The sequence below is a fragment of the Streptomyces sp. Mut1 genome (assembly GCF_030719295.1).
GTDB lineage: Bacteria > Actinomycetota > Actinomycetes > Streptomycetales > Streptomycetaceae > Streptomyces > Streptomyces castrisilvae.
This window is the reverse complement of record NZ_CP120997.1, coordinates 7,566,160-7,589,620: the sequence shown is the minus strand read 5'-3', so window position 1 is coordinate 7,589,620 and position 23,461 is coordinate 7,566,160. Positions and strand designations below refer to the sequence as shown.

Below are 23,461 nucleotides of genomic sequence, written 5' to 3'. Positions count from 1 at the left end.
GAGGAGCCGGCGCCGGCTGCCGCCCGGCGGTGTCAGTGGCGTCCCGTAGGTTCGTTCCATGAGTTCTTCGCTGAGCGTCTACCTGCTCGATGTCGCGGCAGCACGCGCCCTGGTCGGTTCCCGCGACGACCAGTTGTTCGAGGTGCTGCGCGCCCGGTTCGCGGACAGTCTGGCGCGCGACGACGACTATCACGGCGACGAGATCGAGAAGGGCGCCCCCACGGCGGAAGCGGCTCTGCGCGCGGTCATTCATGGCGGGCCGTTCAGCGAGGACCGGAACCACGCCTTCCAGTACGGGTATGCCTACGAGCGGCTGTGCTCGTTCTCCGGCGCGTTCCTTCCCAACGACTGCTTCACACCGCACCGGGGCGACTGGCTGTCCGTGGTCGATCAGGGGCTCGGCGCCCTGGGCATCACCGCCGTGTCGGTGGAGTCCTTCAGCCACGGCGGCCCACCCGATCCGGTGCCGTACAGCTTCACGCCGGGCTGCGGAGAGTGGCCGCCCGACCGCGTCGCCCAGGCTCTGGAGCAGTACGGGGCCGCCAGGGGCGCGGACGCCGGGTCGGGTCCGGCCTCGCCGCGGGAGCCGGAGGCCGTGCGGGCTGTCGAGCAGTGCCTCGACTGGATGCGGCGCGCGAAGGCGCTGCCCGGCTTCGGCATAGTCGGCTTCCGGTACTGAGCCCGAGGACCGGGCCGGTAGGGCCTCAGTACGCGTCGGGCCGGGGCCCCGGTCCGGTGGGGGCGGCCGCCTCGGACCGCGGCCGCTGCTGCCGGTCGCGCAGGGCGGCGGACAGGATCGCCACCACGATTCCCCCGAAGGCCCAGGCGCCGAGGATCCACAGGGCCCCGGTGGTGTTGTTGCCGTCGAAGTAGACGGTGTTGCGGACCACCGTGGTCCCGGCTCCGGGCGGCAGGGCCTGGCCGATCGCGGCCCAGAACGGCGGCAGCAGCGACGCCGGATAGACCCCGCCCGAGCTGGGGTTGCCGAGAATGGTGAAGATGAGGATGGTGAGCCCCAGCCCGATCGTCCCGGCCAGCGACTGCAGGGCCACGCCCACGGCGCCCGAGGCGAAGACGACCAGCGTGCCGATGCCGACGAGTTCCCAGAAGGCGCCGGGCAGACAGTGGAGCACGGGCCCGACGATGATCGCGCCACCGATGCCGGAGACGAGGGCGTAGGGCAGCATCGCCGCCAGCCGCACGAGGGAGCGCAGGAGAGTGGGCCGCTTGGATCCGGCCGCCATGTTCAGCGCCGACGCGGCGAGGTAGCCGCCGATCGTCCAGCTGAGCACCAGGTAGAAGGACGAGAGTCCGCGCGAATCGCCTGCGGCGGGCGAGCGGATGTCGCGGACCACCAGGGCACGGTTCTGCGTGCGCTCCACGGCCTGCACGATCTTCGTGGCTGCGTCGGCCGCGGACGGCCCGCCCGCCGAGGCGACCAGCAAGGTGTCGGTTCGCCCGGTCACCGACACGATCAGGGCCGCGTCGGTCCTGCGCTCCAGCAGCCGCGCCCGGGCCTTTTCCCGGTCCTGGACCGGGGTGACGTGCAACGGGTCGCCGGGCAGTGCGTCGAGCCGGGCCACCAGGTCTGCCCGCACCGCCTGCGGGGCAACCAAGGTGATCGGGATCCGGTGGGGCTCGGGAGCGTGGAATGCCCCCATGTACGAGAGTGCGAAGCCCAATTGGAGCAGCAGCACTCCCACCATGACGAGTACGGCCCTGGTCGTGATCGCGTCGCGCACCTCCGTCCACGCGCCGGTCTTCGTCGAGGAGCCTGTTGCGTCCGCCACGTGAAGTTCCCGCTCTCAGCTGTGATTGGCCGGTGGCCCATACCGTTCACATCCTCGGCCTCGTCCAACGCCCCGCCGAGAGAACACGCATGTACCACTCCACGCCCACCCCATTTGGCGGAACGCCGCGGTGAGCGTGGAGTTCAACGGCTGCCCCTGGCGCGGCGGCGCGATGTCACCAGTCCCGGGGAGCGATCAGTTCCTCCGCGTCGGCGTCCGTGAATCCGTAGGACGAGGCGACAAACCAGAAGTCCTCGGCGATCTCCTCGCGCGCCACCGTTTCTATCTCGCTCCCGGCCGCCTCGAACTCCGCCTCCAGCCGGTTGAATTCCTCCGTCGCCGCGTGGGTCAGCGCGTACAGCCCCGTCAGGTCCCTGGGTTGCTCCGCCTCGATCCGCTCGCACAAGCGGATCAGGATCGCTCTGCCCTTGTCGAGGACATGGTCGGGGAAGTACGTGTCCGCGTACAGCGGCCGCAGAAACTTCCGTTCCGCCACCCGCTGATTCGTGATCGGCATAGCGTTCCCATCCGTAGGTTGAACCGATGCGCCGATCATGCACCGGACCACTGACAGGCCCGGGTCGGGGCATTCGCCCGCGCCCGGCCCGTGAGGAGGCGGCTGGCCTGCCCGTCAGGTGCGGACGCCGGGGGTCAAGGGGCCGGCGGGGGCGTGGCACGATGCCTGCCTGTGGCTTTCCGTACGGTGCCCGCCCGTGAGCGGCTCCCACCGTTCGGGCGCGTGGGCGAGGAGGGCGGACATGGACCGCGACGGTCTTGGGGAGCGGTTGTCGACAGCGGTCGGGTGCGGCGACGCGGCTGCGGTGCGGGGCCTGCTGGAGAAGGGCGCCGATCCGGACACGGCGGGCGTGGACGGGGTTTCGGTGTTGTGCGCGGCGGTCGCGGCATACGACACGGCGGTCGTGAACGCCCTGGTGGAGGGCGGCGCGGACCCCGATCTGGTCCAGCCTGACGGATCCACACCGCTTGGGCGTGGCGTGGACGGGGGTTCCCCGGACATCGTCACGGCGATGCTGGCCGGCGATGTGGTGCCGCGGCTCTCCGGAGCGTCCCGTGACCGGCTGCTGTCCTCCGCCAGGACCTGGTACGCGAACGGAGCCGCCGATGAGCTGCGGCGCAGGACGGGTGCCTGCGGCCCGGTCGTGTCCGTACGGCTGCTGGACGACGGGTACAACTACGTCGATGAGGTGTCGCTGGGCGGCCGCACCGTACGAGCGGGGCACGGCGCGGTCCTGACCGAACTGGAATGGTCCTTCCGTGTCCTGACGCCGGTGGACGAGCTCGTCGACCGGGCGATCCGTTCCGATGAGGACCACGTGGACTGGTGGACGGCCTGCTGGACCCTCAGCAGGCGCCGCAGTCCGCAGACATGGTCGGCCGTGGTGGCTCACCGGTCCCATCCCTCCCCCGAGCACCGTCGTTTCGTGGCGCTCTACCTCTGGCTCCTGGCATCGGCCATCGGCGACACCGCCTATCGCACGGCGGAATCCGGCGATCTGCTGGCCGTCTGGGCGCTGGAGGAGACCGACGGGGGCGTCCTCGCGAAAGTCCTCGACACGTACACCGAGCACGAGCACCCCCTTCTGGAGTCCGTCGGCCTCCGGCTCCGCACCCACCCGGACCCGCGCGTGCGCCGCAAGGTGCCGTACGCCCTGGTCGAGGAGCAAGTCGCCACGTCCCCGTCCGCCGGGGCCGCTCTGGCCGTCCTCGCCGACGACCCGGACCCCTGGGTGAGAGTGGAGGCGTGCAGGGCGGCCGGCAGGGACAGCGGTCTGCAACTGGACCTCATCCGTGCTCTGCTGGGGCTGGCCGAGGACTCCGACCCCCTTGCACGCCAGGCGGCAGCCGAACAGCTCGCGTTCTCGCCGGACCGCTCGGCCGCCGTCGCGGATGCGCTGGCGGCCCTTACCGGCGAGGAAAGCCAGTGGACACGGCTGGAAGCGGCCTACGGTCTCGCCCTGCGCGACGATCCCCGCACCGCGGAGGCGATCGAACGTGTCGGGCACCTGGGCGAGGGTTACGAACATGACCACCGCCCCGGCGTGCTGTGGACGTGGCAGTGGGACCGGAAGAAGCCGAGTCCCGCATGACCTCCGCTCCGGGCGCCGGGGGCGGCAGGGGGGCGTGTCACGAGTTCGGGTACGGCGACGCGCTCGGCCGGGTGCGGCGTCTCATGAAGGGGCAGGCGGCCCGCCGGAGAGTCGGTCCATGACCACTCGGACCCCTTCGAAGCGGATCCGCGCCGACAGACGGCAGCTACACCTCGCCCGTGGCGAACAGTTCGAGGTGGCCGCACTTAGGGCAGCGGAACGCCTCTATCTGCCGCCGAAGCCGGCCCATGCGCTTGGCTCCCCCGAAGACTCCCCGCTCCAGCGCGCCTTCGATCCATCGCGCGTATCCGCGCGAGTGGTCGCCCGCGTCCTCGACAAAGCCGTCGGCCAGGCCGACCGTCCCGCAGTGGGTACACCTGAGGCTGTTCATCCCGCGAGTGTAGGAACTCGCGGGCCGGGACGGACCAGCGGGGACAGGCCGCCGCGACGGCGCAGGGGAGAACGGGCCGGGTGCGCCCGCATGACACGGCGTTCGGCCGTGGTCCCGTACGGAGCGGAGTCCGAGGAGTTCCTTCTGAGCGACCTCTCCGGTTGGGCTCGGCATCACTTGGGGCAGGCCCTCGGGAGGCAAGATGGGCGCGTGCCGAAGAATCCTCTGGAATGGATGCGGCGGCGACTGAACCGCCGCGCCCCCGACCGCGCGGGCGACGTTCGCCTCGGCGCTCCCGCCCCGGCCGTCCGGGTCCCGGCAGGGCTCATCGTCCTCGTGGGCCCACCGGCTTCGGGCAAGACCAGCTTCGTTCAGGCGCTGATCGCGGGCGGGCAGATCCGTGCGGAAGCCGTGGTGTCCAGCGACGAGATCCGCGCGGAGCTCTTCGGGGCCCCGGCCACCGAAACGGAATCCGAAGTGGAATCCGGCGCCGAATCCGACGCGGCGGACACACGGATCTTCGAGGAACGCGACCGCAGGATTGTCGCCAGGCTCGCCGCCGGACGCAGCGCGGTCGCCGAGTCGACGAACGTCACGCCACAGGCACGCGCGCGGCTCATCGCCCTCGCCAGGCGCTTCGACGCCCCGGTGACCATGCTGCGGTTCGATCCGGGCGTCGCCCACCTCCTCCAGCAGTACACCGAACGTGGCCGCACCGACCTCACCGCCGCGGACATCCGCGCCTACGCCGCCCTCACGGCTCGGGACGCCGGTGCCGACCAGCTGCGTTCCGAGGGTGCGTCCGCCGTCCACGATGTCCCCGGGCGTCGTCAGGCGGTCACGCCCGCCGAAGCCGCCGCCCTCTTCTCCTTCGCGTGACGGATCCGGCGTGCCGCCTCGGAGCGGGCACCGGGTGCCCCGGTCCGTGGCGGGGCCGGGGAACGTCATACGGACGTCTCCTCCCTCGTCCAGGTGACCGCCCGCTTCCCGCGCCTGCTCAAGGAGTTCACCTTCGGCGGCGGCATACCTTACTCTGAAGTAAGTTTACTTCGGAGTAAGGAGTTTGCCTTGACTGCCTATCGGACCCTGTTGGTCGGCACGGATGGATCGGAATCGTCGTTCGCGGCGGTCGAGGCCGCTGCGCGGCTCGCCGCGGTGTGCGGGGCCGAGCTTGTGGTCACCTGCGCCTACGCACCCATGCGCGGCCCTGAACTCGCCCTCGCGAAGGACCAGTTAGGAGCGGAGGCCTATCAGGTCGTGGGGTCGGCGCCCGCTGAGGAGACCTTGAGGACCGCCCGGGACCGGGCCCGTCTCCAGGGCGCGGCCGAGGTGCGGTCGGTCGCCGTGGAAGGCGATCCGGTTCCGGCGCTCGTGCGCACCGCGCGGGAGTGCTCGGCCGATCTGCTGGTCGTCGGCAACCGCGGGCTGCGCTCACTGGCCGGGCGGCTGCTCGGTTCCGTGCCGGCGGATGTCGCCAGAAGGGCCGGCCTCGATGTGCTGATCGTGCACACCACGTGAGCGCCACGACTCCCGGGAGGCCGAAGGACTCGGCGCCGCGGTCCGTCGAGGAGGTGCTGCTCGGCGGGGGGCGTGTGTGGACGCGGCGGGAGGTCGCCGAGCGGGCCGGGGTGGGGTTCGAGCATGCCGTGCGGGTCTGGCGGGCGCTCGGTTTCCCCGCGGTCGACGAGGACGCGAGGGTGTTCACGGATGCCGATGTCGAGGCCCTGCGCGCCGGGGAGCGCCTGGTCGCGGCAGGGCTCATCACCGAGGAGAGCGAGACGATGATGGCCCGTGCGCTCGGGCATCATCTCTCCCGGCTCGCGGACTGGCAGATGCACACCCTGCGCGACTGGACGGACGGGGACGAAGGCCCGGCGCCCGGCCGGGACGCCCTGCTGGACCACATGGCGGCGCTGCTGCCGGAGATCGAACTGGTCCAGCGCTACGTGTGGCGGCGCCACCTCGTGGCGCACGCCGGTCATGTGCTCTCCGAGGTCCGGGAGGACGGCTCGGCGCCGGGCGCGCCCGGTGATGGTGCGCATGTACGTGACAGGGCGGTGGGTTTCACCGACATGGTGGGCTACACGCGGTTGAGCCGTGGACTGGACGGGGCCGCGCTCGTACGGGTGCTCGACCGGTTCGAGACCATGACGGGTGACGTGGTGGCCGAGGGCCTCGGGCAGGTGGTGAAGACCATCGGCGACGAGGTGCTGTTCGTGTGCGACTCGGCGGCGGCCGCCGCCGGCATCGCCCTGGAGCTCACCGCCCGCGCCGACGCCGACCCGGTGCTGCCGCAGGTGCGTACCGGGCTGGCCCACGGTGCCGTCATCGGGCGCTTCGGTGACGTGTACGGGGCGGCGGTGAACATCGCGGCCCGTCTCACCGCGGTGGCCCGGCCCGCCTCCGTACTGGTGAACACCGCGCTCGCCGGCGAGCTGGCGGGGACTGCGGGCTATGCGCTGCGGCCGCTGCGTCCCGTGTCCGTGCGGGGCTACAGCCGGTTGCGGCCGGTGCTCCTCCGGGCGGGCAAGCCGGCTTCGTAGCCCGGGGAGGTGGCGGGTCGCGCGGCGGTGGCGTACGGCCCGGCCGGCACGGCGTACAACAGCGAAGGCAGGGAGAACACTCTCCCTGCCGTGCCCAATTTATAGCGCACTGGGGGGCTTGCGGCAAGGCCCGGGGGTTGGCGCACAATCGTCGGCCAAGGCCACAACCTGCGGAAATGAGGCACTACGTGCGAGCAATGGTGGGACCGGCAGTGCGGGTGCGGAAGGCGGCCGCCGACCGGGCGCCCGAGGCACCGCGACGGGGCGCGGCCGGTCCGGAGGTCTCACGATGAGTGAGCCGTACGTGGTGGATCTTCACGAGGCCGGCGAGGAGCGGATCGCGGTCGTCGGCGGCAAGGGCGCGCATCTGGGGGCGCTGTCGCGGATCGAGGCGGTCCGTGTGCCGGACGGGTTCTGCGTGACGACGGAGGGCTTCTGGCGGGTGGTCGCCGCGGAGCCGTCCGTCGCCGCGCGGCTCGGTCAGCTGGCGCGGTTGGACGCGGACGACCGGGAGGCGGTCCGCGGGCTCAGCGCGGAGATCCGCCGGACCATCGAGGGCCTCGCCCTGCCGGGCGATCTCACGGCGGCCGTCACGGACGCGCTGGCCCGGCACGGAGGGCGGGCCGCCTACGCCGTACGGTCCAGCGCGACGGCGGAGGATCTGCCGACGGCGTCCTTCGCCGGCCAGCAGGACACGTATCTGAACGTCATCGGGGCGGAGCAGGTCCTGCGGCACATCAGCCGGTGCTGGGCCTCGCTGTTCACCGAGCGGGCCGTGACCTACCGGCAGCGCAACGGCATCGACCACCGCACGGTCCGGATGGCCGTGGTCGTGCAGCACATGGTGTTCCCGGAGGCGTCCGGCATTCTGTTCACGGCCGACCCCGTCACGGGAAACCGGAAGGTCTCCACGGTGGACGCCGGTTTCGGGCTGGGCGAGGCACTGGTGTCCGGTCTGGTGAACCCGGATGTCTTCAGGGTGCGCGGCGACGAGATCATCGACAAGTCGGTCGTGGCCAAGCGGCGGGCCGTGCGGGCCCTGCCGGCGGGCGGTACGCGGGAGGTGCCGATCGGCCCGGAGCAGCAGGAGCAGCCGGCGCTGACGGATGAGCAGGTGGTGCGGCTCGTGAGGCTCGGGCGGCGGATCGAGGCGCACTTCGGCAGCCCGCAGGACATCGAGTGGTGCCTGGCCGACGGCGAATTCCGGATCGTTCAGAGCCGGCCGGTCACCACGCTCTTCCCCGTTCCCGAGGCGGACGACGAGGAGAACCACGTCTACGTGTCCGTCGGACATCAGCAGATGATGACCGATGCCATGATGCCCCTGGGGCTCTCCCTGTGGCAGCTGACCGCCATGGTGCCGATGCACGCGGCGGGCGGGAGACTGTTCGTCGATGTCACGGCGCGCCTGGCCTCGCCGGCGAGCCGTGCCGGGCTCCTGGACCTCATGGGGAAGGGCGATCCACTGGTCAGGGACGCTCTGGAGACCGTCATCGGGCGCGCCGGATTCCTGCCGTCGCTCCCGGACGCCGCTCCCGGTGGGCGGCCCACCGGTGGGGCCTCCCCGGTGCCGGTCGAGACGGACCCGGCGGTCGTGCGCGAGCTGATCCGGCGCAGCGAGGAGTCCGTCGCCGCCCTGGAGCGGGGTATCCGGGCGCGGTCCGGTCCGGCGTTGTTCGATTTCCTGCTGGAGGCCTTCGACGAGCACAAACGCGTCCTGAGCGATCCGCTGAGCATTCAGGCGATCATGGCGGGGATGGAGGCCACGTGGTGGCTCAACGACAAGCTGTGGGAGTGGCTGGGCGAGAAGAACGCGGCCGACACGCTCACGCTGTCCGCGCCCGGCAACGTGACGTCCGAGATGGGGCTCGCGCTGCTGGATGTGGCGGATGCGGTGCGACCGTGTCCACAGGTGGTGGCGTATCTGCGGGGCGTCGGGGACGACGACGGCTTTCTCGACGGGCTCGCGAAGGTCGCGGGCGGGGCCGGGGCGCGGGACGCCATCGAGGCGTACCTGGACCGGTACGGCATGCGGTGTGTCGGCGAGATCGACATCACGAGGCCGCGGTGGCGTGAGCGCCCTTCCGCGCTGGTGCCCGTGGTCCTCGACAACGTGCGGATGTTCGAGCCGGGTGCCGCGGGGCGGCGCTTCGAGGAGGGGCGGCAGCGGGCTCTGGCGAAGGAGCGGGATGTGCTGTCCCGGTTGCGGGCCCTCCCGGACGGGGAGCGGAAGGCCGATGAGACCAAGCGGATGATCGACCGGGTCCGCACCTTCATCGGGTACCGGGAGTATCCGAAGTACGGCATCGTCAGCCGCTACTTCGTCTACAAGCAGGCCCTGATGCGGGAGGCCGGGCGGCTGGTGCGGGACGGGGTGCTCGCCGAGAAGGAGGACGTCTTCGCGCTCACTTTCGAGGAGTTCCGGGATGTCGTGCGCGCGAACGAGGTGGACGCGCGGCTCGTCCGGGGGCGCAAGGAGGCGTTCCGGGCGTACTGCTCGCTCACGCCGCCGCGGGTGCTGACGTCGGAGGGGGACGCCGTCAACGGGGCGTACCGGCAGCGGGACGATGTGCCGGACGGTGCGCTGACGGGTCTGCCGGTTTCCGCCGGGACCGTCGAGGGACGGGCGCGCGTCGTCCTCGATGTGGCCCAGGCGGATCTGGAGGCGGGCGACATCCTGGTCACGACGTTCACGGACCCCAGCTGGTCGCCGCTGTTCGTCGGCATCGCGGGGCTGGTGACGGAGGTGGGCGGCCTGATGACACATGGTGCGGTGATCGCCCGGGAGTACGGTCTGCCGGCTGTCGTGGGTGTGGAGAGGGCGACCCGGCTGATCCGGGACGGGCAGCGTATTCGTGTGCACGGAACGGACGGGTACGTCGAACTCCTGTCGTGACCTCGGGGTGGCGGGGCCCGTTCCGTACCCTGGAGGCATGCGCATGCGCCCCACTCTGAGCTGGACTCCCTCCGCCGGCCTGCCACCCGCCACCACCGATCCGGCCCCCGTCGTCGAAGCGCTCCGGGCCGGCGGTGTGCTGGTGCTGAGCGGGGCGGGCATCTCGACGGAGTCCGGCATCCCGGACTACCGGGGCGAGGGTGGCAGCCTGAGCCGGCACACTCCGATGACGTACCAGGACTTCACCGCCGGGCCTCAGGCCCGGCGCCGCTACTGGGCACGCAGTCACCTCGGCTGGAAGACCTTCCGGCGGGCGCGCCCGAACGCCGGGCACCGGGCCGTGGCCGCGTTCGGGCGCGGCAGGCTGCTCTCGGGGGTGATCACGCAGAACGTCGACGGTCTGCATCAGGCGGCGGGCAGCGAGGATGTCGTGGAACTGCACGGGGGCCTGGACCGGGTCGTCTGTCTTTCCTGCGAAACGTTCGTCTCGCGCGGGGAGGTCGCGCGGCGGCTGGAGGAGGCCAATCCGGGGTTCGAACCGGTGGCCGCAACGGTCAATCCGGACGGCGACGCGGACCTCACCGATGAGCAGGTCGGTGACTTCCGGGTGGTGCCGTGTGCGGTCTGTGGCGGTGTCCTCAAGCCGGATGTGGTGTTCTTCGGCGAAACCGTACCTGCGGCGCGGGTGGAGCACTGCCGGGAACTGATCGACGGGGCGACGTCGCTCCTGGTCCTCGGCTCCTCGCTGACGGTGATGTCCGGGCTCAGGTTCGTCCGGCAGGCCGCTGGGGCCGGAAAGCCGGTGTTCATCGTGAACCGGGAGCCGACCCGGGGCGACGACCGGGCCGTCACGCGGATCTCGCTGCCGCTCGGGCAGGCCCTCGGCACGGTCGCCGGCCTGCTGGGCATCGCCGTCGAGGACACGGAGGCGGCGGCCCGCCCGGGTGGCGGCGAGGGGTGTGTGAGCGCGTGAGGTGAGGCTGTGCGGGGCCTCGTCCCGTTCAGCCTCCTGCGTTGCGGTCCCGTCGTGCGGAGGGGGCCAGCTGGTCGCGTACCCATGCCGGGTCCGGGTTGGTGTGGGGTGTGCCCGCCACGACGACGGTCGGGACCGTTTCGTTGCCGTCGTTGGCCGCCCTCACCACCGCCGCACCCTCCGGGTCGCGCCAGATGTCGACCCAGTGCAGTTGGCGGGCACGGTGGCCGAGCCGGAAGCGCAGGCGCAGGCAGTACGCGCAACCCGGGCGCCAGAAGACGACCGGGCGGCCGTCGAGCGCGCTGCGGCGTTGTGCCTCCCGCGCGCCGAGCGACCTGGGAAAGATCAGGGGCGAGTTCAGGTACGCGAGCAGCGTGAAGGCCGCCGCGATGGTGGCGCCCTCGGCGATGTGTCCGCTGCGGAACGACCCGGTCGCGACGGCGCAGCCGCAGACGAAGAACACCATCGGCAACAACCAGGCACGCGTCATGGGGCAGCAGGCTACCCCTGACCCGGAGCGCTCCGCGGACCGGGTCGAAGCCGCCACCACCGGCGGCGCCGCGCGGACTGCCCGGGACCGGCCCGCCCGGGACCGGCCTGCCCGGGGTCCGGCAGTGGGGGCTCCGCGTAGATCCGGGCCCTGCGCTCCGGTTCCAGGCCGACCCGGCCGGGGTGTACGCAGACCGGGGTCCGGGTGTCCACGGTGTACCGGTAGCCGTCCGCCGCGTCGAACGGCCAGTCCCTGCTGGGCCGGTCCGCGACGAGGAAACCGGTGCGCGGAAACCGCAGGGCCGGGCAGAACCAGCAGCACGGGTAGTCCGAATCCGGGTCGATGAAAGGTGCCTCGGCCTCGTCGTCCATGGTCTTCAGGAAGGTAGCGCAGGGGCGGGGCGGCGCTCGCGGCGGGCGGGCCGAGCCGGCAGCTCACGGGGGTCGTGGTCTACGCCCTCGTGCTCCTGGCGCTGGTCGTGCGGCTCCTCGCCTGAGCCCGGGGAGGAGCCGCGGCCGCCGCGCCGGGTGAGGAGCGCGGATTCACGGTGCGGATGACGACCCGGCGGGACGCCAGGCGGCGGGCCAGGCCACGTCCCGGGCGACGGCCCCGGTCACACCGAGGCTGGCCCGTGCGCGCTCGACGTAGCGGTCTCGCGCGTTGCGGAATTCCAGATAGGCCTGGTTCCAGTCCTGTCCGGCCTCCATCTCCACGCCCCGGGCCAGGGACTCCAGCCGCCACAGGCAGTGGTCCAGCGACTTGGACGCGGTATTCGCCTCGGTGTCGCCGAGCAGTCCCAGCGTCTCCGACAGCGCGGAGCGCCGGGACTCCAACTGGCCCACCTCGGACAGCACTTCAGGGGTCGGCTCCAGCGGGACGGGGCCCGACGTCAGGCCGCGGGCGGCGGCGATCATCTGATAGCGCGCCGCCAACTCCTTGACGGCATGGGCGTACTCGGCGTACGCGGCGAGGCGGCGCTCGTCCCAGCGGACGGCCTGCTGTCTGCGCCACCTCGTACGCTCGGTCGTGCTGCTCACCAGGAACGACAGGACGGCTCCCAGGGCGACGCCCGCGAGCGGAAGTATCTGTTCGGCCGGGCTCACAAGGGACCTCCCCGTCGGGTAACACGCAACGCAGGCCATTCTCTCCACCGCGTCGTCTTCCCGGGGCGGGCGGGCCCGCGCACAATTCCGTGCACCGCCCGGCCGGTTCGGGGAACACTGAGCCGATGAGTCTCCCCTCCTCCATCCGGACACCGCAGCGGCGGGCCCTGGACCACGTCGCCTCGCTGGCATCGGGCCCTCGGGCGGACCCCGCGCTTCGGGTGACCCTCAACTTCCACCCGGACCGTCCGGTGCGTGGCGTGCCGATCCTGGAGTCGATGGCCCGAACCGGCTCCTACTGCTCGCAGTTCGTCACCGGAACCAGCAACGGCGGCCTGACCGCGTACCCGGGCGGTGACCGGTGGCGCTGGGAGAGCCGGATCTTCGCCGGGGCGTACGACACGGCACTCGCCCACGAGCGGCCTGTCTACGGAGCGTTGAACTTCCGCCGGCAGCCGGCCGGTGGGGCGCCGCGGTTCGGTTCGGCGCACTTCCGGCTGGGCGTCGAGACGCTGGAGCGCACCACGTTCTGCTACCCCGACAGCTTCCTTGAGCCAGTGGATTTCGGGGTCGTCTCCCGCATGGGGCTCGTCGGCCTCGCCCTGGCCGGCCGTCAGGACGCCCTGGACGACTACATCGAGGCGCAGGTGCACGGGCCGGTCCGCCCGGACTGCCATGTGGAGGCGCTGGTGCTGGACCCCTGCTACCGGGACACGGCCGTCGAGGCCGCCGCCCGGCGCCTCGGCTGCCCCGTGGAGTGGCATCCGGGATTCCGGCTCACGGTCGGGGAACTGCGCCGTCACCCGGGGTACCGCGGTCAGGAGTACGTCGACCTGGGCACGGCGATCGCCGTCGATGGTGTGCTCGACCCCCGCGTCATCGGGGCGGCGGCCCGCACGGGGCGTTTCGACGCCCAGGCGGTCAAGAAGGTGTGGCACTACGTGGCACGGTTCGGCCGGGTGTGGTGCGCGTAGTCTCCGCCCGTCGGACTCCTTCGGGGTCGGACGGTGCGGGCTGTGAACCGCCGAAGCACAGCATGCCCGGCGCGGGTTCAGTTGGCCGGGGGGCCTGCCGTGCGGGTCCTGTTCGCGACTTCCGCAGGGCGGCCTCCCCGGCCATGTCCCACGTGTGCCCCGTACGAGCGGCGGTATCGGGCCGGGCGACCCGTCGAGGTGGCCGGAATACGGGGAAGGTGGACGAACGTGTCCCTCAGGCGCCGGGGAGGAAGAGGCAGAACGGGTGGCCGTGGGGGTCGCGCAGGACGCGTACGTTCTTCTGGGGCTGGAGCTCCTCCAGCGTCGCGCCCAGGGCGCGGGCCCGCCGGGTCTCCGTCTCCAAGTCGTCGACCTGGATGTCCAGGTGCGCCTGCATCTGCTGGGTTCCCGGGAGTTGGGGCCAGACCGGGGGTGTGTGGTCGGCCTCCAGCTGGAAGCTGAGGCCGGGGCGCTCCTGTTCCGGGGCCCTCAGCCTGACCCATTCGGGCTCCCGGTCGACCTCCTCCCAGCCCAGCAGGGCGCGGTAGAAGTCGGCCAGAGCGGGCGGGTCGGGCGTGCCGAGGACTACGGCGCCGAGGATCGTCGTCATGTCCCCCACCTTGCCCCGCCGACTGCACCGGGTGCACGCACCGTGCGCCGCGGGCCGCGCCCTTCTGACGTGCGACGGGACTGCGTGGACACGGCCTAAGGGCTGTCCCGCGGCTCGGGGCCGGCGGTTCCGGCGCGAAGGGTGACCACGGCGAGCACGGAATCGAGAGGCGTCACGAGTCCGGCGGCGGCGACGGCCACGAGGTGCGCGGGCACATCGCCGTCCGCCAGGCCGTTGACGTATGCGAGGGCCGCCGCGGGCAGCAGTTCCGGGACCTTCCCGCGCAGCGTGCGCACCGCGTGCAGGCGTCCGCGCGCCGCGGCCACCGCGCGCAGTTCGTCGTGCAGGTCGTCCAGGGCCGTGCGTACGGGCAGTCCGCGTATCCGGGCCCGGTAGTCGTCCTCCCAGGCACCGGTCGCCATGGAGACGGCGCCGATGCGGTGCAGACCTCCGTCGGTGCGGTCGACCAGGTACGGGCCGCTGCCGATGAGCATGGACCGCGGGTTCCGGGTGCGTACGAATTCCTCGGACTGCCAGGAGACGATCCACACGAGCTCGTGTTCCTCCACCTGGACCACGACCGTGCGCACCGCGCCCACGTCCACCGCGCGCCACTTCCGGTAGTCGCGCTCCAACTGCTCTTCGACGGTGCGCACGGCGGCTTCTCGCTCGATCATCTGTGCAGCCTTGCGTACGGGCCCGGCCCCGGCCGGTGTTTCTCCTATTCGGTACGCAGGGACGCCGCCGTCCTGGCCCTGGCGGCCCGTCCCGCGGGCAGCAGGGCCCCCAGGGTGGCGATGACGAGGCCGCCGAGCGCCAGCGGGAGCAGCCCGGCCGTGTGGTAGACGGCGAGGACCTGTTCGGGGAGGCGCAGGCCCACGCTCTCGCCCATCGCGGGCAGGACCCGGCGGTGCAGGGCCACCCCGAGCGGTACGCCCAGGCAGCCCGCGACCAGTCCGGTCGCGGTCACCGAGGTGAGGACCGTTGCGACGGTCTGGCGGGGCGTCATGCCGAGCGCCTTGTGGATGCCGATCTCCCGTACGCGCTCGCGGGTGTCGAGGAGCACCCCGTTCAGCACGCCGAGCGCGGCGACGGCGACGAGCATCAGGGTGAGGACCGCGGACAGCGCGTTCAGTGTGACGACCATGTCGCCGCCGGCGTCGAGCGCGCCGGCTCGGGCGGTGGCTCCCAGCGGTGCCAGGGTCTTGTTGAGCGCGTCGGCGTAGCCGTGTGCGTCGGTGCCGGGCGCGAGGGCGATGTGGTGGCCGGCGTCGGTCAGGTCGGGGTGGGCGGCCTTGAGGGTCGCGGCGTCGGTGAAGACCTGCATGCCGTCGTTGCGCGGGTCGAGGACCTCGCCGACGATCCGTACGGTGACCGGTGCGGCCAGTCCACCGAGGGTGAGGCTGTCGCCGATCCGGGTGCCGGTGGCGGTCAGGAAGGCGGTCGGGACCGCTGCCTCTCCGGGCCGGTCGACCAAGCGGCCGGAGACCATGGTGTAGCCGCCCCAGGAGGCGTCTCCGGTGAAGGCGATCACATCGGGTGCCGGTGAGTCCGCCCACGGTCGCGCGTACCGTCGCGGCGCTGTAGTGCTTCGCGGTGCCGGGGGTGGCCCGGACGGCTCGGGCGACGGCGGCGGGATCGGGCCGCTCACCGCGGCGGCCGGCGGCGCCGGGCCCGACGTCCGGCAGGGGCGGGAGTACGACGACGTCGGCCGCGTCATGGGCCTTGGCGCTCATCACCTGGCCCAGCGAGGCGGCCATCCCGACGGTGAACGTGACGGCGACGGTGCCGAAGAGGACCGCCGCGCCCATGGCGAGGGAGCGGGCGGGCCGTGCGAAGGGCCGGACGAGACCGAGCGCGACCGGCTGCGGCAACGGCAGGCGCCCGGCCAGGCGGGCCGCCCACCGGCCGCGTCCCGCCGGGGCGGTGCGTCCGACGGCGAGGGCGTCGACCGTACGCAGCCGGCCGGCCCGTCCGGCACCGGCCCACGCGGTCACCGCCACCAGGCCGAGTGTCCCCGTGACGACCACCACGTCGACCCAGGGGGCTACGGCCAGGGACGAGGTGCCGTAGGCCGCTTCGGCCTCGGCCATGACGGGGACGGCGAGCAGGTGGCCCGCGACGATGCCGAGGGCGGTGCCGAGGGCCGCGGGGATCAGCGCCTGGGCCACGTAGGCCCGTACGACCTGGGCGGGGGTGAAGCCGACGGCCTTGAGGATGCCGATGCGGCGTGTTCCCGTACCGACGGCCGAGGCGACGACGTTGCCGACGGTGAGCACGGACATGACGAGGCCGAGGGTGCCGAACGCGAAGAGGAAGGGGACGTACAGGGCGGTGTCGCGCTCGGCGGACTCCTTGACGGTCAGCCACGACTGTTCGCCGATGGCGGCCTGCGGCGGCAGGGACGCCTTCACAGCGTTGCCGCCCGCGGTGATCTGTGCGGCCGTGGCCGCGTCGGTGAAGCGGTAGAGCATCTGGTAGCCGCCGCTGCCGGGTGCGGTGAGGGCCGGCATCTGGGACGGCAGCACCCAGGCGTCGGCGGTCCGGGTGACCGAGCGGGCCACGCCGACGACCGTCGGCGCCACGCCGGCGGCCGTACCGGTGAAGTGGATCTTCTTGCCGATGACCGGGATCAGGGCGGAGTCGGCGGACAGCACGATCTCGCCGGGGCGGGTGGGCCACCGCCCCTGGATGAGGTCGGCCTCGTCCACGTCCCGGCCCGGATCGCCGCGGCCCGCCACGGTCATCGGCCACCCGGGGCCGTCCGCGTCCGGGCGCGGGGTGAGCGTCGCCGTGCGGAAGGGTCCGGCCGCCTCGCTCACCCCTTCGGCGTTCCCGGTCCCCGCCAGTTGCCCGGCGCTCACCTCGTCCGCGTCGAACTGTACGGACAGGTGCGCGCCGTGCTGCCTGGCGAAGGCGTCGTCGAAGGGGGCCCCGGAGACGACGAGCAGCGATCCGGCGAGGACGGACGCGGCCACCGCCATCATCGCGGCGAGCCCGATGACCAGCGTCTGCACCCGGCGCCGCCCCACTCCGGAGCGCACCACCCTGCCGAGCGCGCTCATCGGACGGCCTCCGGGGCGACGGCCCGCGACGGCTGGTCGTGGGTGATCCGGCCGTCGGCGATACGGATCGTGCGGCTGGTGCAGGAGCGGGCCAGCGCGAGGTCGTGGGTGACGAGGACGACGGTCTGGCCCTCGGCGTTGAGTTCGGTGAGCAGCCGGCTGACGTCCTGTCCGGCGGCGGTGTCGAGCGCGCCGGTCGGTTCGTCGGCCAGGAGCAGCGCGGGCCGGTTCATCAGCGCGCGGGCCACCGCGACGCGTTGCCGCTCGCCGCCGGAGAGCCGGTCCGGGTGGGTGCGGGCGTGCCGGTCGATGCCCAGCCGTTCCAGGAGTTCCGCCGCCCTGCGTTCCGTCTCACCGCGTGGCAGTCCGGCCAGGCGGGCGGGCAGGGCGACGTTGTCGGTGACGGTCAGATCGTCCAGGAGGTGGAAGAACTGGAAGACCATGCCGATCCGGGTACGCCGGTGGAGCGCCGCACCTGTTTCGCCCAGTTGATCGATGCGCGCCCCGTCCACGGTCACCGTGCCGGTGTCGGGCCGGTCCAGGCCCGCGATCAGGTTGAGGAGCGTCGACTTGCCGCTGCCGGAGGGGCCGAGGATCGCGACGGCCTCGCCCGGCCGCACGGTGAGCGACACCTCGTGCAGGGCGGGCGGGCCGTCGTCGTACCGGCGGCTCACCTCGCACAGTTCGATCAGCGGCATGCTCATGAAGGGCTCCTTGCGCAGGGGAAGTCGGTGGACCGAACGCTAGGAGCGAGCCGGGCGGACGCGCGTCCGCCGCCGGGATCCCTTGCCGTCCGGCGCCGGGATGAGCGGCGGGTTCGTCGTCCCTGCGATGTAGGCGAGTGGTGTACGCGCCCCGGCGGGAATCGGTACCGGGTCGGACTCCGAGGGGCTGCGGGCCCGCGAGAATGAAGCGGTGACGGACGTACGTACACGGTTGGAGCGGCTGGGCGAAGGGGCCCGCCGGGCGGTTCGGGACGCCGGTTTCCCGAGCGGTCCGCCGCCCCGTCCCTCCCGGCGCGCGTGGCAGTTCGACGCGCTGGTGGCGCTGGCCCTCGGCGTCACCACCGTCTACTACGGCATCGACAACGCCGGCAACGTGGTGGTGCGGGAGATCGCCGGGGTGGCTCATGTCATGGCGCGCCCGTCCGGGCCCGGCGGCCTGGCGTTCATGGTGACGCTCGCGGCCGTCGCTTCGGCTGCCCTGGTGCTGCGCCGCCGCTGCCCGCTGGCCGTGCTGTGCGTCGTGACGGCCGCGACCCTGGCGACTCCGCAGAGCGTGATGCGCCTGACGTTCTACGCGTTCGTCATCGCCGTGTACAGCGCCGCCGTGTACAGCCCGCACCGGGTGGCGACGCTGGCGGCGCTTCCGGTGTCCGTCACCCTGGTCGGCACGGCCGGGAACTCGGTGACCCCGATCGTGCCCAACGAGTACATCGCGCTGCTGATCCTGGTTCCGATGGCCGTGGCGGCCGTGGGGCTGCGTACGTGGAAGCTACGGACCGACGAGGGCCGGTCCCGGCTCTCCGCGCTGGAACGCGAACAGGCCGAGGCGCTGCGCCGGGCCGTGGAGCACGAGCGGGCCAGGATCGCGCGTGAACTGCACGACGTCGTCACACACAACGTCAGTGTGATGATCATTCAGGCGGGGGCGGCGCGCACGATCATGAAGTCCGCTCCCGAGCAGGCCGGCGAGGCACTGCTCGCCGTGGAAGCGGGCGGCCGGGCTGCCATGACGGAGCTGCGGCACGTTATGGGGCTGCTCACCGTGGCCGACGAGGACGAGGCGACGGACACGGGCCCCGACCTGCCGGGTGCCGGGGTGCCGGCCCCTCAGCCGGGGCTGGACCAGCTGGAGGTGCTGATCGGCCGGGTCCGGGACGCCGGGCTGCCGGTGGGTCTGACGGTGACGGGCCGGCCCCGGCCGCTGCCGCCGGGCCTCGAACTCGCCGCCTACCGCGTCGTCCAGGAGGCGCTGACGAACACCGTGAAGCACGCGTCCGGCGCGGAGGCGGCCGTGACCGTCGCCTACGAGCCGCGGCTGCTCCGGGTCGAGGTGACCGATACCGGTGGGCGTCCGGGCACGGCCACCGGGAGCGGGCGGGGGCTGATCGGTCTGCGCGAACGCCTCACGGTGCTCGATGGCACCCTGCACACCGGCCCGCACCTGGCCGGTGGCTACCGTGTGGAAGCCCTGATCCCCTTGGAGACGCCGTGACCGAGCCGCCGCGTGTGCTCATCGCCGACGACCAGACCCTGGTACGCACCGGATTCCGGTTGATCCTGGGCGCCGACGGCATCGATGTCGTCGCCGAGGCGACCAACGGGGCGGAGGCGGTCGACGCGGTCCGCCGCACACGGCCCGACGTGGTCCTGATGGACGTCCGGATGCCCGAGATGGACGGCCTGGAGGCCACGCGCCGAATCCTCGCCGGAACCCTCGACCGGCCGCGCGTGATCATCCTGACGACGTTCGACCTCGACCGCTACGTGTACGCGGCGCTGTCCGCCGGCGCGAGTGGCTTCCTCCTCAAGGACGTGACGCCCGAGCAGCTGACCGCCGCCGTGCGCACCGTCCGTACCGGCGACGCCCTCCTCGCGCCCGCCATCACGCGCCGCCTCGTCCAGCGCTTCACCCGGCGCGGCGGCGAGACCGCCGCCCTCCACCACGACCTCGCCGCGCTCACCCCGCGCGAACTCGAGGTGCTCGGCCTGCTCGCCCGGGGGCTGAGCAACGCCGAACTCGCCGCCCGCCTGCACCTGGCCGAGGCGACCGTGAAGACGCATGTCGCCCGCATCCTCGCCAAGCTCGGGCTCCGTGACCGCGTGCAGGCCGTCATCGCCGCCTACGAGACGGGGCTGGTCAGCGTCGGCGAACGGGAAGCCGATGAGGACGAGGAGGGGACCGGCCCCTGACCGCGGGCGAGGACGGACGGGTCCGGCCCCGGCCCGATGCCCGATGCGGGGCAGCAGGCTCTGCGGGCTCAGCACCGTGGCCGCGAGCGTGCTCCTCAGGCCGTGTCCGGCATCGCCGGGCCCCAGGGGGCGTGGCCCGAACCCTCGGCCCAGGCGGCGAGCGAGGCCCCGTCCACGCAGTGGATGCCGCAGGCCCGCGCGTACTCCAGGGCGGGCGCCGTGAACTCACTGGTCGTCACCACGGTGGCGAGCTGTGCCCCGTGGACCGTCCAGCAGGTGCCTCCGAAGCGCTGGAGGTCCTGGGAGCCCACCTTGTGCGCGGGTCCGTACTGCTTGCACTGCACGACGACGCGCCGGCCGTCCGGTGCGGTGGCGAGGACGTCGGCGCCGAGGTCACCCGCGCCGCCGGTGACCTCGACCTCCTGGCAGCCGTCCCGTTCGCACAGCGCGGCCACGGCCGCCTCGAAGCCGTCGGGGTCGAGTGCGCCGAAGTCGAGCGCGGCCGGGTCGGCAGCCGGCGGCGGGAGTACGGCGGTGAGCCCGTCCCGTGCGCCGGGGACGGGGGCGGGTCCTGCCGCCCGGACCGGGGTGGAGGGGAACGGCTCCGGGACCTCGCCGTCGCGGGGCGCGCCGGCCGCTTCGCCGGGGGGTGGTGCCATGGCCTCGCGGGCGGCCCGGCGCAGTTCCCGGGTACGCGGCATCGCCCGGAACAGGATGTAGAGCACGGGGACGGCGAGCACGGCCAGGGTCCCGGCGGTGACCGGGTGGGCGCCGGCCCAGTGGGCGAAGCGCAGGAAGAGGAGGGCCGCGCCGCAGATCAGGGCGCCGGCCAGGGCGAGGATGAGGAGGGGGCTGCGCAGCGGTTCGGTGGTGCGGGCACGGCGTGTGCCGCTTCCCGGTCTGCGTATCGGCACGGCATCTCCCTCGGCAGGTCACGAACGTCGTCGATCGCCGTGTGCCCCGAACCGCGCGTTTCATGATCAGCGGGCCCGCCGCGAGGGTGCTGACCCGGCGGGCGGCCCTCAGGCCTGCCGGACGCAGTCGTGGATCTCGGGGCGCCGCAGAAGACCCGCCGACTCGTACGTGGCCACGGCGCCGGTGCGGGCGCTCGGGGTGCAGACGAGTGCGCTGGAGGCGCCCATGTCCCGCAGTGCGGCCGCCGCGGCGAGAGTGATCGCCCGTCCGTAGCCGCGGTGGCGGTGTTCCTGGTGCACGCCCATCGGTTCGAGCAGTCCAGGCCGTCCCTGGCCGGCCGACCACACCGTCACGGTCGCCACCGCCTCGCCCCGCTCGTCGCGGGCCAGCAGGCACCGGGCCTCGGCGAAGGGGAGCCCGGCCGCCATCGCGTGCCAGTGCCCTTCCGTGAACCGTGACCCGTCGAACGCCGAGCGGTGCACGGCGACAACGAGGCGTGCGTGTTCCGGCCCGGCCACGTCGATCCGCACGCCCGGGTCCTCCACGGGCCGCGCGAGGTCACGGGCCAGCGGCGTCCACGGCTCGTCGGCGTCCCAGCCCGCCTCGCCGAGCAGCTCCCGGAGCAGCGCGTCCTCCGGCGCCTCGACGTTCGCCCTCCCCCCGGGCAGCACACCGCGCGCGGGGCGGGTCACGTCCTCGGCCAGCCGGTGTGCCAGCTCCTCGTCGCCGCGGGCGTCCGGAGCTGTTGTCAGCCGCACCAGCCCGGGACCGTCGAGCAGCCCGACGGCGAGGATCCGGCCGGCCCGGCTCCAGGTCCGGACCCCCGCGGCGGCGGCCTCCGCGCCGAACCGCCGGAACCAGCCCAGGTCTCCCGGATGCAGCTGCATCGGCGCGCCCTCGTGCTGCCACTCCCACAGTGCGCCGACGGCGGCGCCCAGCCCGTCTGCCCGCGGTGTCGCGAGTGCGATCGTCATGCCGCCGATCCGACATCACCATGAGGGCGGTGCACAACCGGTTTTGGGCGCCGGGGTCACCTGGGCCCGGAGCTGAGCGGTCGTCACGGGCCCCCGGCGTCGCTCAGGTGCCGGACGCCGTCTGCGAGAGCGGCGTCGCGATGTCCTCCAGGGAGCGCTGCTCGGCGTCGACCGCGAGGAAAGCCGCGACGATCCCGGCCGCGCACATCAGGGCCGCGCCGATGGAGAAGGCGAGGGCCGTGTCGCCGGGGACCCCCGATTCGGTGAGGTCGGCGAAGATCAGGGGGCCGCTGATCCCGCCGACGGCGGTACCGACCGCGTAGAAGAAGGCGATGGCCATGGCCCGCGTCTCCATCGGGAAGACCTCGGAGACCGTCAGGTACGCGCTGCTCGCGCCCGCCGAGGCGAAGAACAGGACGACGCACCAGCACGCGGTGAGGGTGTTGGCGGTCAGCGAGCCCCGGTCGAAGAGCCAGGCCGTGATGAACAGCAGGATGCCCGGCAGGATGTAGGTACCGGCGATCATGATGCGCCGCCCGATCGTGTCGAACAGCTTGCCGAGCACGAGCGGTCCGATGAAGTTGCCGGCCGCGATCACCGCGAAGTAGTAGCCGGTGTGGCCGCTCCGCACGTCGTAGAACGTCGTCAGGATCGCGCCGAAGCCGAAGGTGATCGCGTTGTAGAGGAATGCCTGCCCGATGAAGAGGGAGAGGCCGAGCACGGCGCGCTTGGGGTAGCTTCGGAAGACGGTCCTGGCGATGAGCCCGAAGCCGATGCTCCTGCGTTCGTGGATGGTGATCTCACCGGCCGGGGGCGGCAGCTTCTCGTGCTTCTCGTCCTCGATCTCCCGCTCGACGGACGTGACGAGCTTGTCCGCCTCGTCCCCGTGGCCGTGGATGAACTGCCACCGGGGGCTCTCCGGCACATGCCGCCGCACGAGGAGGATCACGAAGCCGAGAACGACGCCGAGGGCGAAGGTGAGCCGCCAGCCGAGGTCCTTGGGGAAGTAGTCCGTGTTCAGCATGACGATCGACAGCAGCGCGCCCCCGACCGCGCCCAGCCAGTAACTGCCGTTGATGATGAGGTCGACGCGGCCCCGGTACTTCGAGGGGATCAGCTCGTCGATGGCCGAGTTGATGGCCGCGTACTCGCCGCCGATCCCGAAGCCGGTGAGGAAGCGGAAGAGGAAGAACCACCAGGCGCTGAAGGAGAGACCGGTCATGGCGGTCGCGGCGAGGTAGACCGCGAGCGTCACCATGAACAGCTTCTTGCGGCCGAACCGGTCGGTGAGCCACCCGAAGAACAGCGCCCCCGAGCAGGCACCCGCCACGTAGAGGGCCGCGGCGAGTCCGGTGACCTGCGCGGACGTGATGTCGAGGCCCGAGCCGTCCTCCGAGAGCCGGCTCGCGATGTTACCGACCGTCGTGACTTCGAGGCCGTCCAGAATCCACACGGTGCCGAGCCCGATGACGATCATCCAGTGCCAGCGCGACCACGGCAGCCGGTCGAGCCGGGCCGGTACGGCCGTCGTGATGGTGCCGAGTCCGGAATCACCCGGCGCCGCGGCCTCCTCGCGCGGATCGCGGCCTCCTCCCCCGCCGCGCCCCCCGTCCGGGCGTCGCTCCCTGCCTCCAGGTCCCTCCGATGCGGCGGGGGTTGTCACGGCAGCTACCTCCTCGTCCGGCGAACGCACACTGCGGGGCCGCAGAGCATC

22 protein-coding genes and 1 pseudogene are annotated in these 23,461 nt (G+C 72.6%); 10 read left to right on the top strand and 13 right to left on the bottom strand.

The features are described from left to right. Positions 1-58: 58 nt before the first annotated feature. Positions 59-679 (top strand): DUF7691 family protein, encoded by a 621-nt coding sequence (locus P8A18_RS32880; protein ID WP_306060533.1) that lies wholly within the window; start codon positions 59-61, stop codon positions 677-679. A 25-nt stretch (positions 680-704) separates the two neighbouring features. Here the strand turns inward: P8A18_RS32880 and P8A18_RS32875 are convergent, their stop codons facing one another. Together P8A18_RS32875 and P8A18_RS32870 are read right to left on the bottom strand one after the other, a co-directional pair. Continuing rightward, positions 705-1,790: a DUF3533 domain-containing protein gene (locus P8A18_RS32875; protein ID WP_306060530.1), complete on the bottom strand. Its 1,086-nt coding sequence runs from the start codon at positions 1,788-1,790 to the stop codon at positions 705-707. Between the two features lie 175 nt (positions 1,791-1,965). Continuing rightward, entirely contained in the window at positions 1,966-2,307 is a 342-nt protein-coding gene (locus P8A18_RS32870; protein WP_306060528.1) for a DUF5713 family protein, read from the bottom strand. 241 nt (positions 2,308-2,548) lie between these two features. Here P8A18_RS32870 and P8A18_RS32865 point away from each other — a divergent pair, with 241 nt between their 5' ends. Beyond that, entirely contained in the window at positions 2,549-3,898 is a 1,350-nt protein-coding gene (locus P8A18_RS32865; protein WP_306060527.1) for a HEAT repeat domain-containing protein, read from the top strand. 166 nt (positions 3,899-4,064) lie between these two features. Here the strand turns inward: P8A18_RS32865 and P8A18_RS32860 are convergent, their stop codons facing one another. After that, the gene (locus P8A18_RS32860; protein WP_306060525.1) at positions 4,065-4,289 is read right to left on the bottom strand and encodes a hypothetical protein; all 225 of its coding nucleotides are present in this window, start codon (positions 4,287-4,289) and stop codon (positions 4,065-4,067) included. Positions 4,290-4,499: 210 nt separating this feature from the next. On the opposite strand from P8A18_RS32860, the gene P8A18_RS32855 reads away from it, so the two are divergent. The 5 genes from P8A18_RS32855 (at position 4,500) to P8A18_RS32835 (ending at position 10,701) form a co-directional block, all read left to right on the top strand. Then, complete coding sequence (locus P8A18_RS32855) at positions 4,500-5,168, top strand: ATP-binding protein (RefSeq protein WP_306060523.1); 669 nt, start codon at positions 4,500-4,502, stop codon at positions 5,166-5,168. A gap of 189 nt (positions 5,169-5,357) precedes the next feature. Next, a complete protein-coding gene (locus tag P8A18_RS32850; protein WP_026249858.1) occupies positions 5,358-5,807 on the top strand; it encodes a universal stress protein in 450 nt (149 codons plus the stop codon). Next, positions 5,804-6,832: an adenylate/guanylate cyclase domain-containing protein gene (locus P8A18_RS32845; RefSeq protein WP_306060521.1), complete on the top strand. Its 1,029-nt coding sequence runs from the start codon at positions 5,804-5,806 to the stop codon at positions 6,830-6,832. The genes P8A18_RS32850 and P8A18_RS32845 overlap by 4 nt, the downstream gene beginning before the upstream one ends. A 289-nt stretch (positions 6,833-7,121) precedes the next feature. Then, a complete protein-coding gene (gene rph, locus P8A18_RS32840) occupies positions 7,122-9,728 on the top strand; it encodes a rifamycin-inactivating phosphotransferase (protein ID WP_306060519.1) in 2,607 nt (868 codons plus the stop codon). Between the two features lie 37 nt (positions 9,729-9,765). Beyond that, positions 9,766-10,701, top strand: coding sequence for an NAD-dependent protein deacetylase (locus P8A18_RS32835; protein WP_306060517.1), 936 nt, complete (start codon positions 9,766-9,768; stop codon positions 10,699-10,701). A 28-nt stretch (positions 10,702-10,729) separates the two neighbouring features. Here P8A18_RS32835 and P8A18_RS32830 read toward each other — a convergent pair whose 3' ends face one another. The 3 genes from P8A18_RS32830 to P8A18_RS32820 form a co-directional block, all read right to left on the bottom strand. Further along, positions 10,730-11,191: a glutaredoxin domain-containing protein gene (locus P8A18_RS32830; RefSeq protein WP_306060515.1), complete on the bottom strand. Its 462-nt coding sequence runs from the start codon at positions 11,189-11,191 to the stop codon at positions 10,730-10,732. 11 nt (positions 11,192-11,202) lie between these two features. Beyond that, positions 11,203-11,562, bottom strand: a complete 360-nt coding sequence (locus P8A18_RS32825) for a hypothetical protein (RefSeq protein WP_306060513.1) — start codon at positions 11,560-11,562, stop codon at positions 11,203-11,205. A gap of 171 nt (positions 11,563-11,733) precedes the next feature. Next, complete coding sequence (locus P8A18_RS32820; RefSeq protein WP_306060511.1) at positions 11,734-12,294, bottom strand: hypothetical protein; 561 nt, start codon at positions 12,292-12,294, stop codon at positions 11,734-11,736. A gap of 125 nt (positions 12,295-12,419) precedes the next feature. Here P8A18_RS32820 and P8A18_RS32815 point away from each other — a divergent pair, with 125 nt between their 5' ends. Next, positions 12,420-13,268 (top strand): DUF3626 domain-containing protein, encoded by an 849-nt coding sequence (locus tag P8A18_RS32815; protein ID WP_306060509.1) that lies wholly within the window; start codon positions 12,420-12,422, stop codon positions 13,266-13,268. A gap of 235 nt (positions 13,269-13,503) precedes the next feature. On the opposite strand, the gene P8A18_RS32810 is transcribed toward P8A18_RS32815, so the two are convergent. The 4 genes and pseudogenes from P8A18_RS32810 to P8A18_RS32795 all read right to left on the bottom strand — a co-directional run bounded on the left by P8A18_RS32810 (position 13,504) and on the right by P8A18_RS32795 (position 17,647). Further along, a complete protein-coding gene (locus P8A18_RS32810; RefSeq protein WP_306060507.1) occupies positions 13,504-13,878 on the bottom strand; it encodes a VOC family protein in 375 nt (124 codons plus the stop codon). 95 nt (positions 13,879-13,973) lie between these two features. Next, a complete protein-coding gene (locus P8A18_RS32805) occupies positions 13,974-14,555 on the bottom strand; it encodes a YrhB domain-containing protein (RefSeq protein ID WP_306060505.1) in 582 nt (193 codons plus the stop codon). Positions 14,556-14,599: 44 nt separating this feature from the next. Then, positions 14,600-16,943: pseudogene (locus P8A18_RS32800) on the bottom strand (ABC transporter permease). After that, positions 16,940-17,647, bottom strand: a complete 708-nt coding sequence (locus tag P8A18_RS32795) for an ABC transporter ATP-binding protein (protein ID WP_306060503.1) — start codon at positions 17,645-17,647, stop codon at positions 16,940-16,942. The pseudogene P8A18_RS32800 and the gene P8A18_RS32795 overlap by 4 nt, the downstream one beginning before the upstream one ends. 211 nt (positions 17,648-17,858) lie before the next feature. Here P8A18_RS32795 and P8A18_RS32790 point away from each other — a divergent pair, with 211 nt between their 5' ends. Both P8A18_RS32790 and P8A18_RS32785 read left to right on the top strand, forming a co-directional pair. Beyond that, complete coding sequence (locus tag P8A18_RS32790) at positions 17,859-19,160, top strand: sensor histidine kinase (RefSeq protein ID WP_371933744.1); 1,302 nt, start codon at positions 17,859-17,861, stop codon at positions 19,158-19,160. Continuing rightward, on the top strand, positions 19,157-19,858 hold the full coding sequence (locus P8A18_RS32785; protein WP_306060501.1) for a response regulator: 702 nt from the start codon (positions 19,157-19,159) through the stop codon (positions 19,856-19,858). The genes P8A18_RS32790 and P8A18_RS32785 overlap by 4 nt, the downstream gene beginning before the upstream one ends. Positions 19,859-19,953: 95 nt before the next feature. On the opposite strand, the gene P8A18_RS32780 is transcribed toward P8A18_RS32785, so the two are convergent. From P8A18_RS32780 to P8A18_RS32770, 3 genes are all read right to left on the bottom strand, one after another. Continuing rightward, positions 19,954-20,772, bottom strand: a complete 819-nt coding sequence (locus P8A18_RS32780; protein ID WP_306060499.1) for a restriction endonuclease — start codon at positions 20,770-20,772, stop codon at positions 19,954-19,956. A gap of 108 nt (positions 20,773-20,880) precedes the next feature. Further along, positions 20,881-21,747, bottom strand: a complete 867-nt coding sequence (locus P8A18_RS32775; RefSeq protein WP_306060497.1) for a GNAT family N-acetyltransferase — start codon at positions 21,745-21,747, stop codon at positions 20,881-20,883. Between the two features lie 103 nt (positions 21,748-21,850). Then, entirely contained in the window at positions 21,851-23,410 is a 1,560-nt protein-coding gene (locus tag P8A18_RS32770; RefSeq protein ID WP_360461039.1) for an MFS transporter, read from the bottom strand. Between the last annotated feature and the right edge of the window lie 51 nt (positions 23,411-23,461).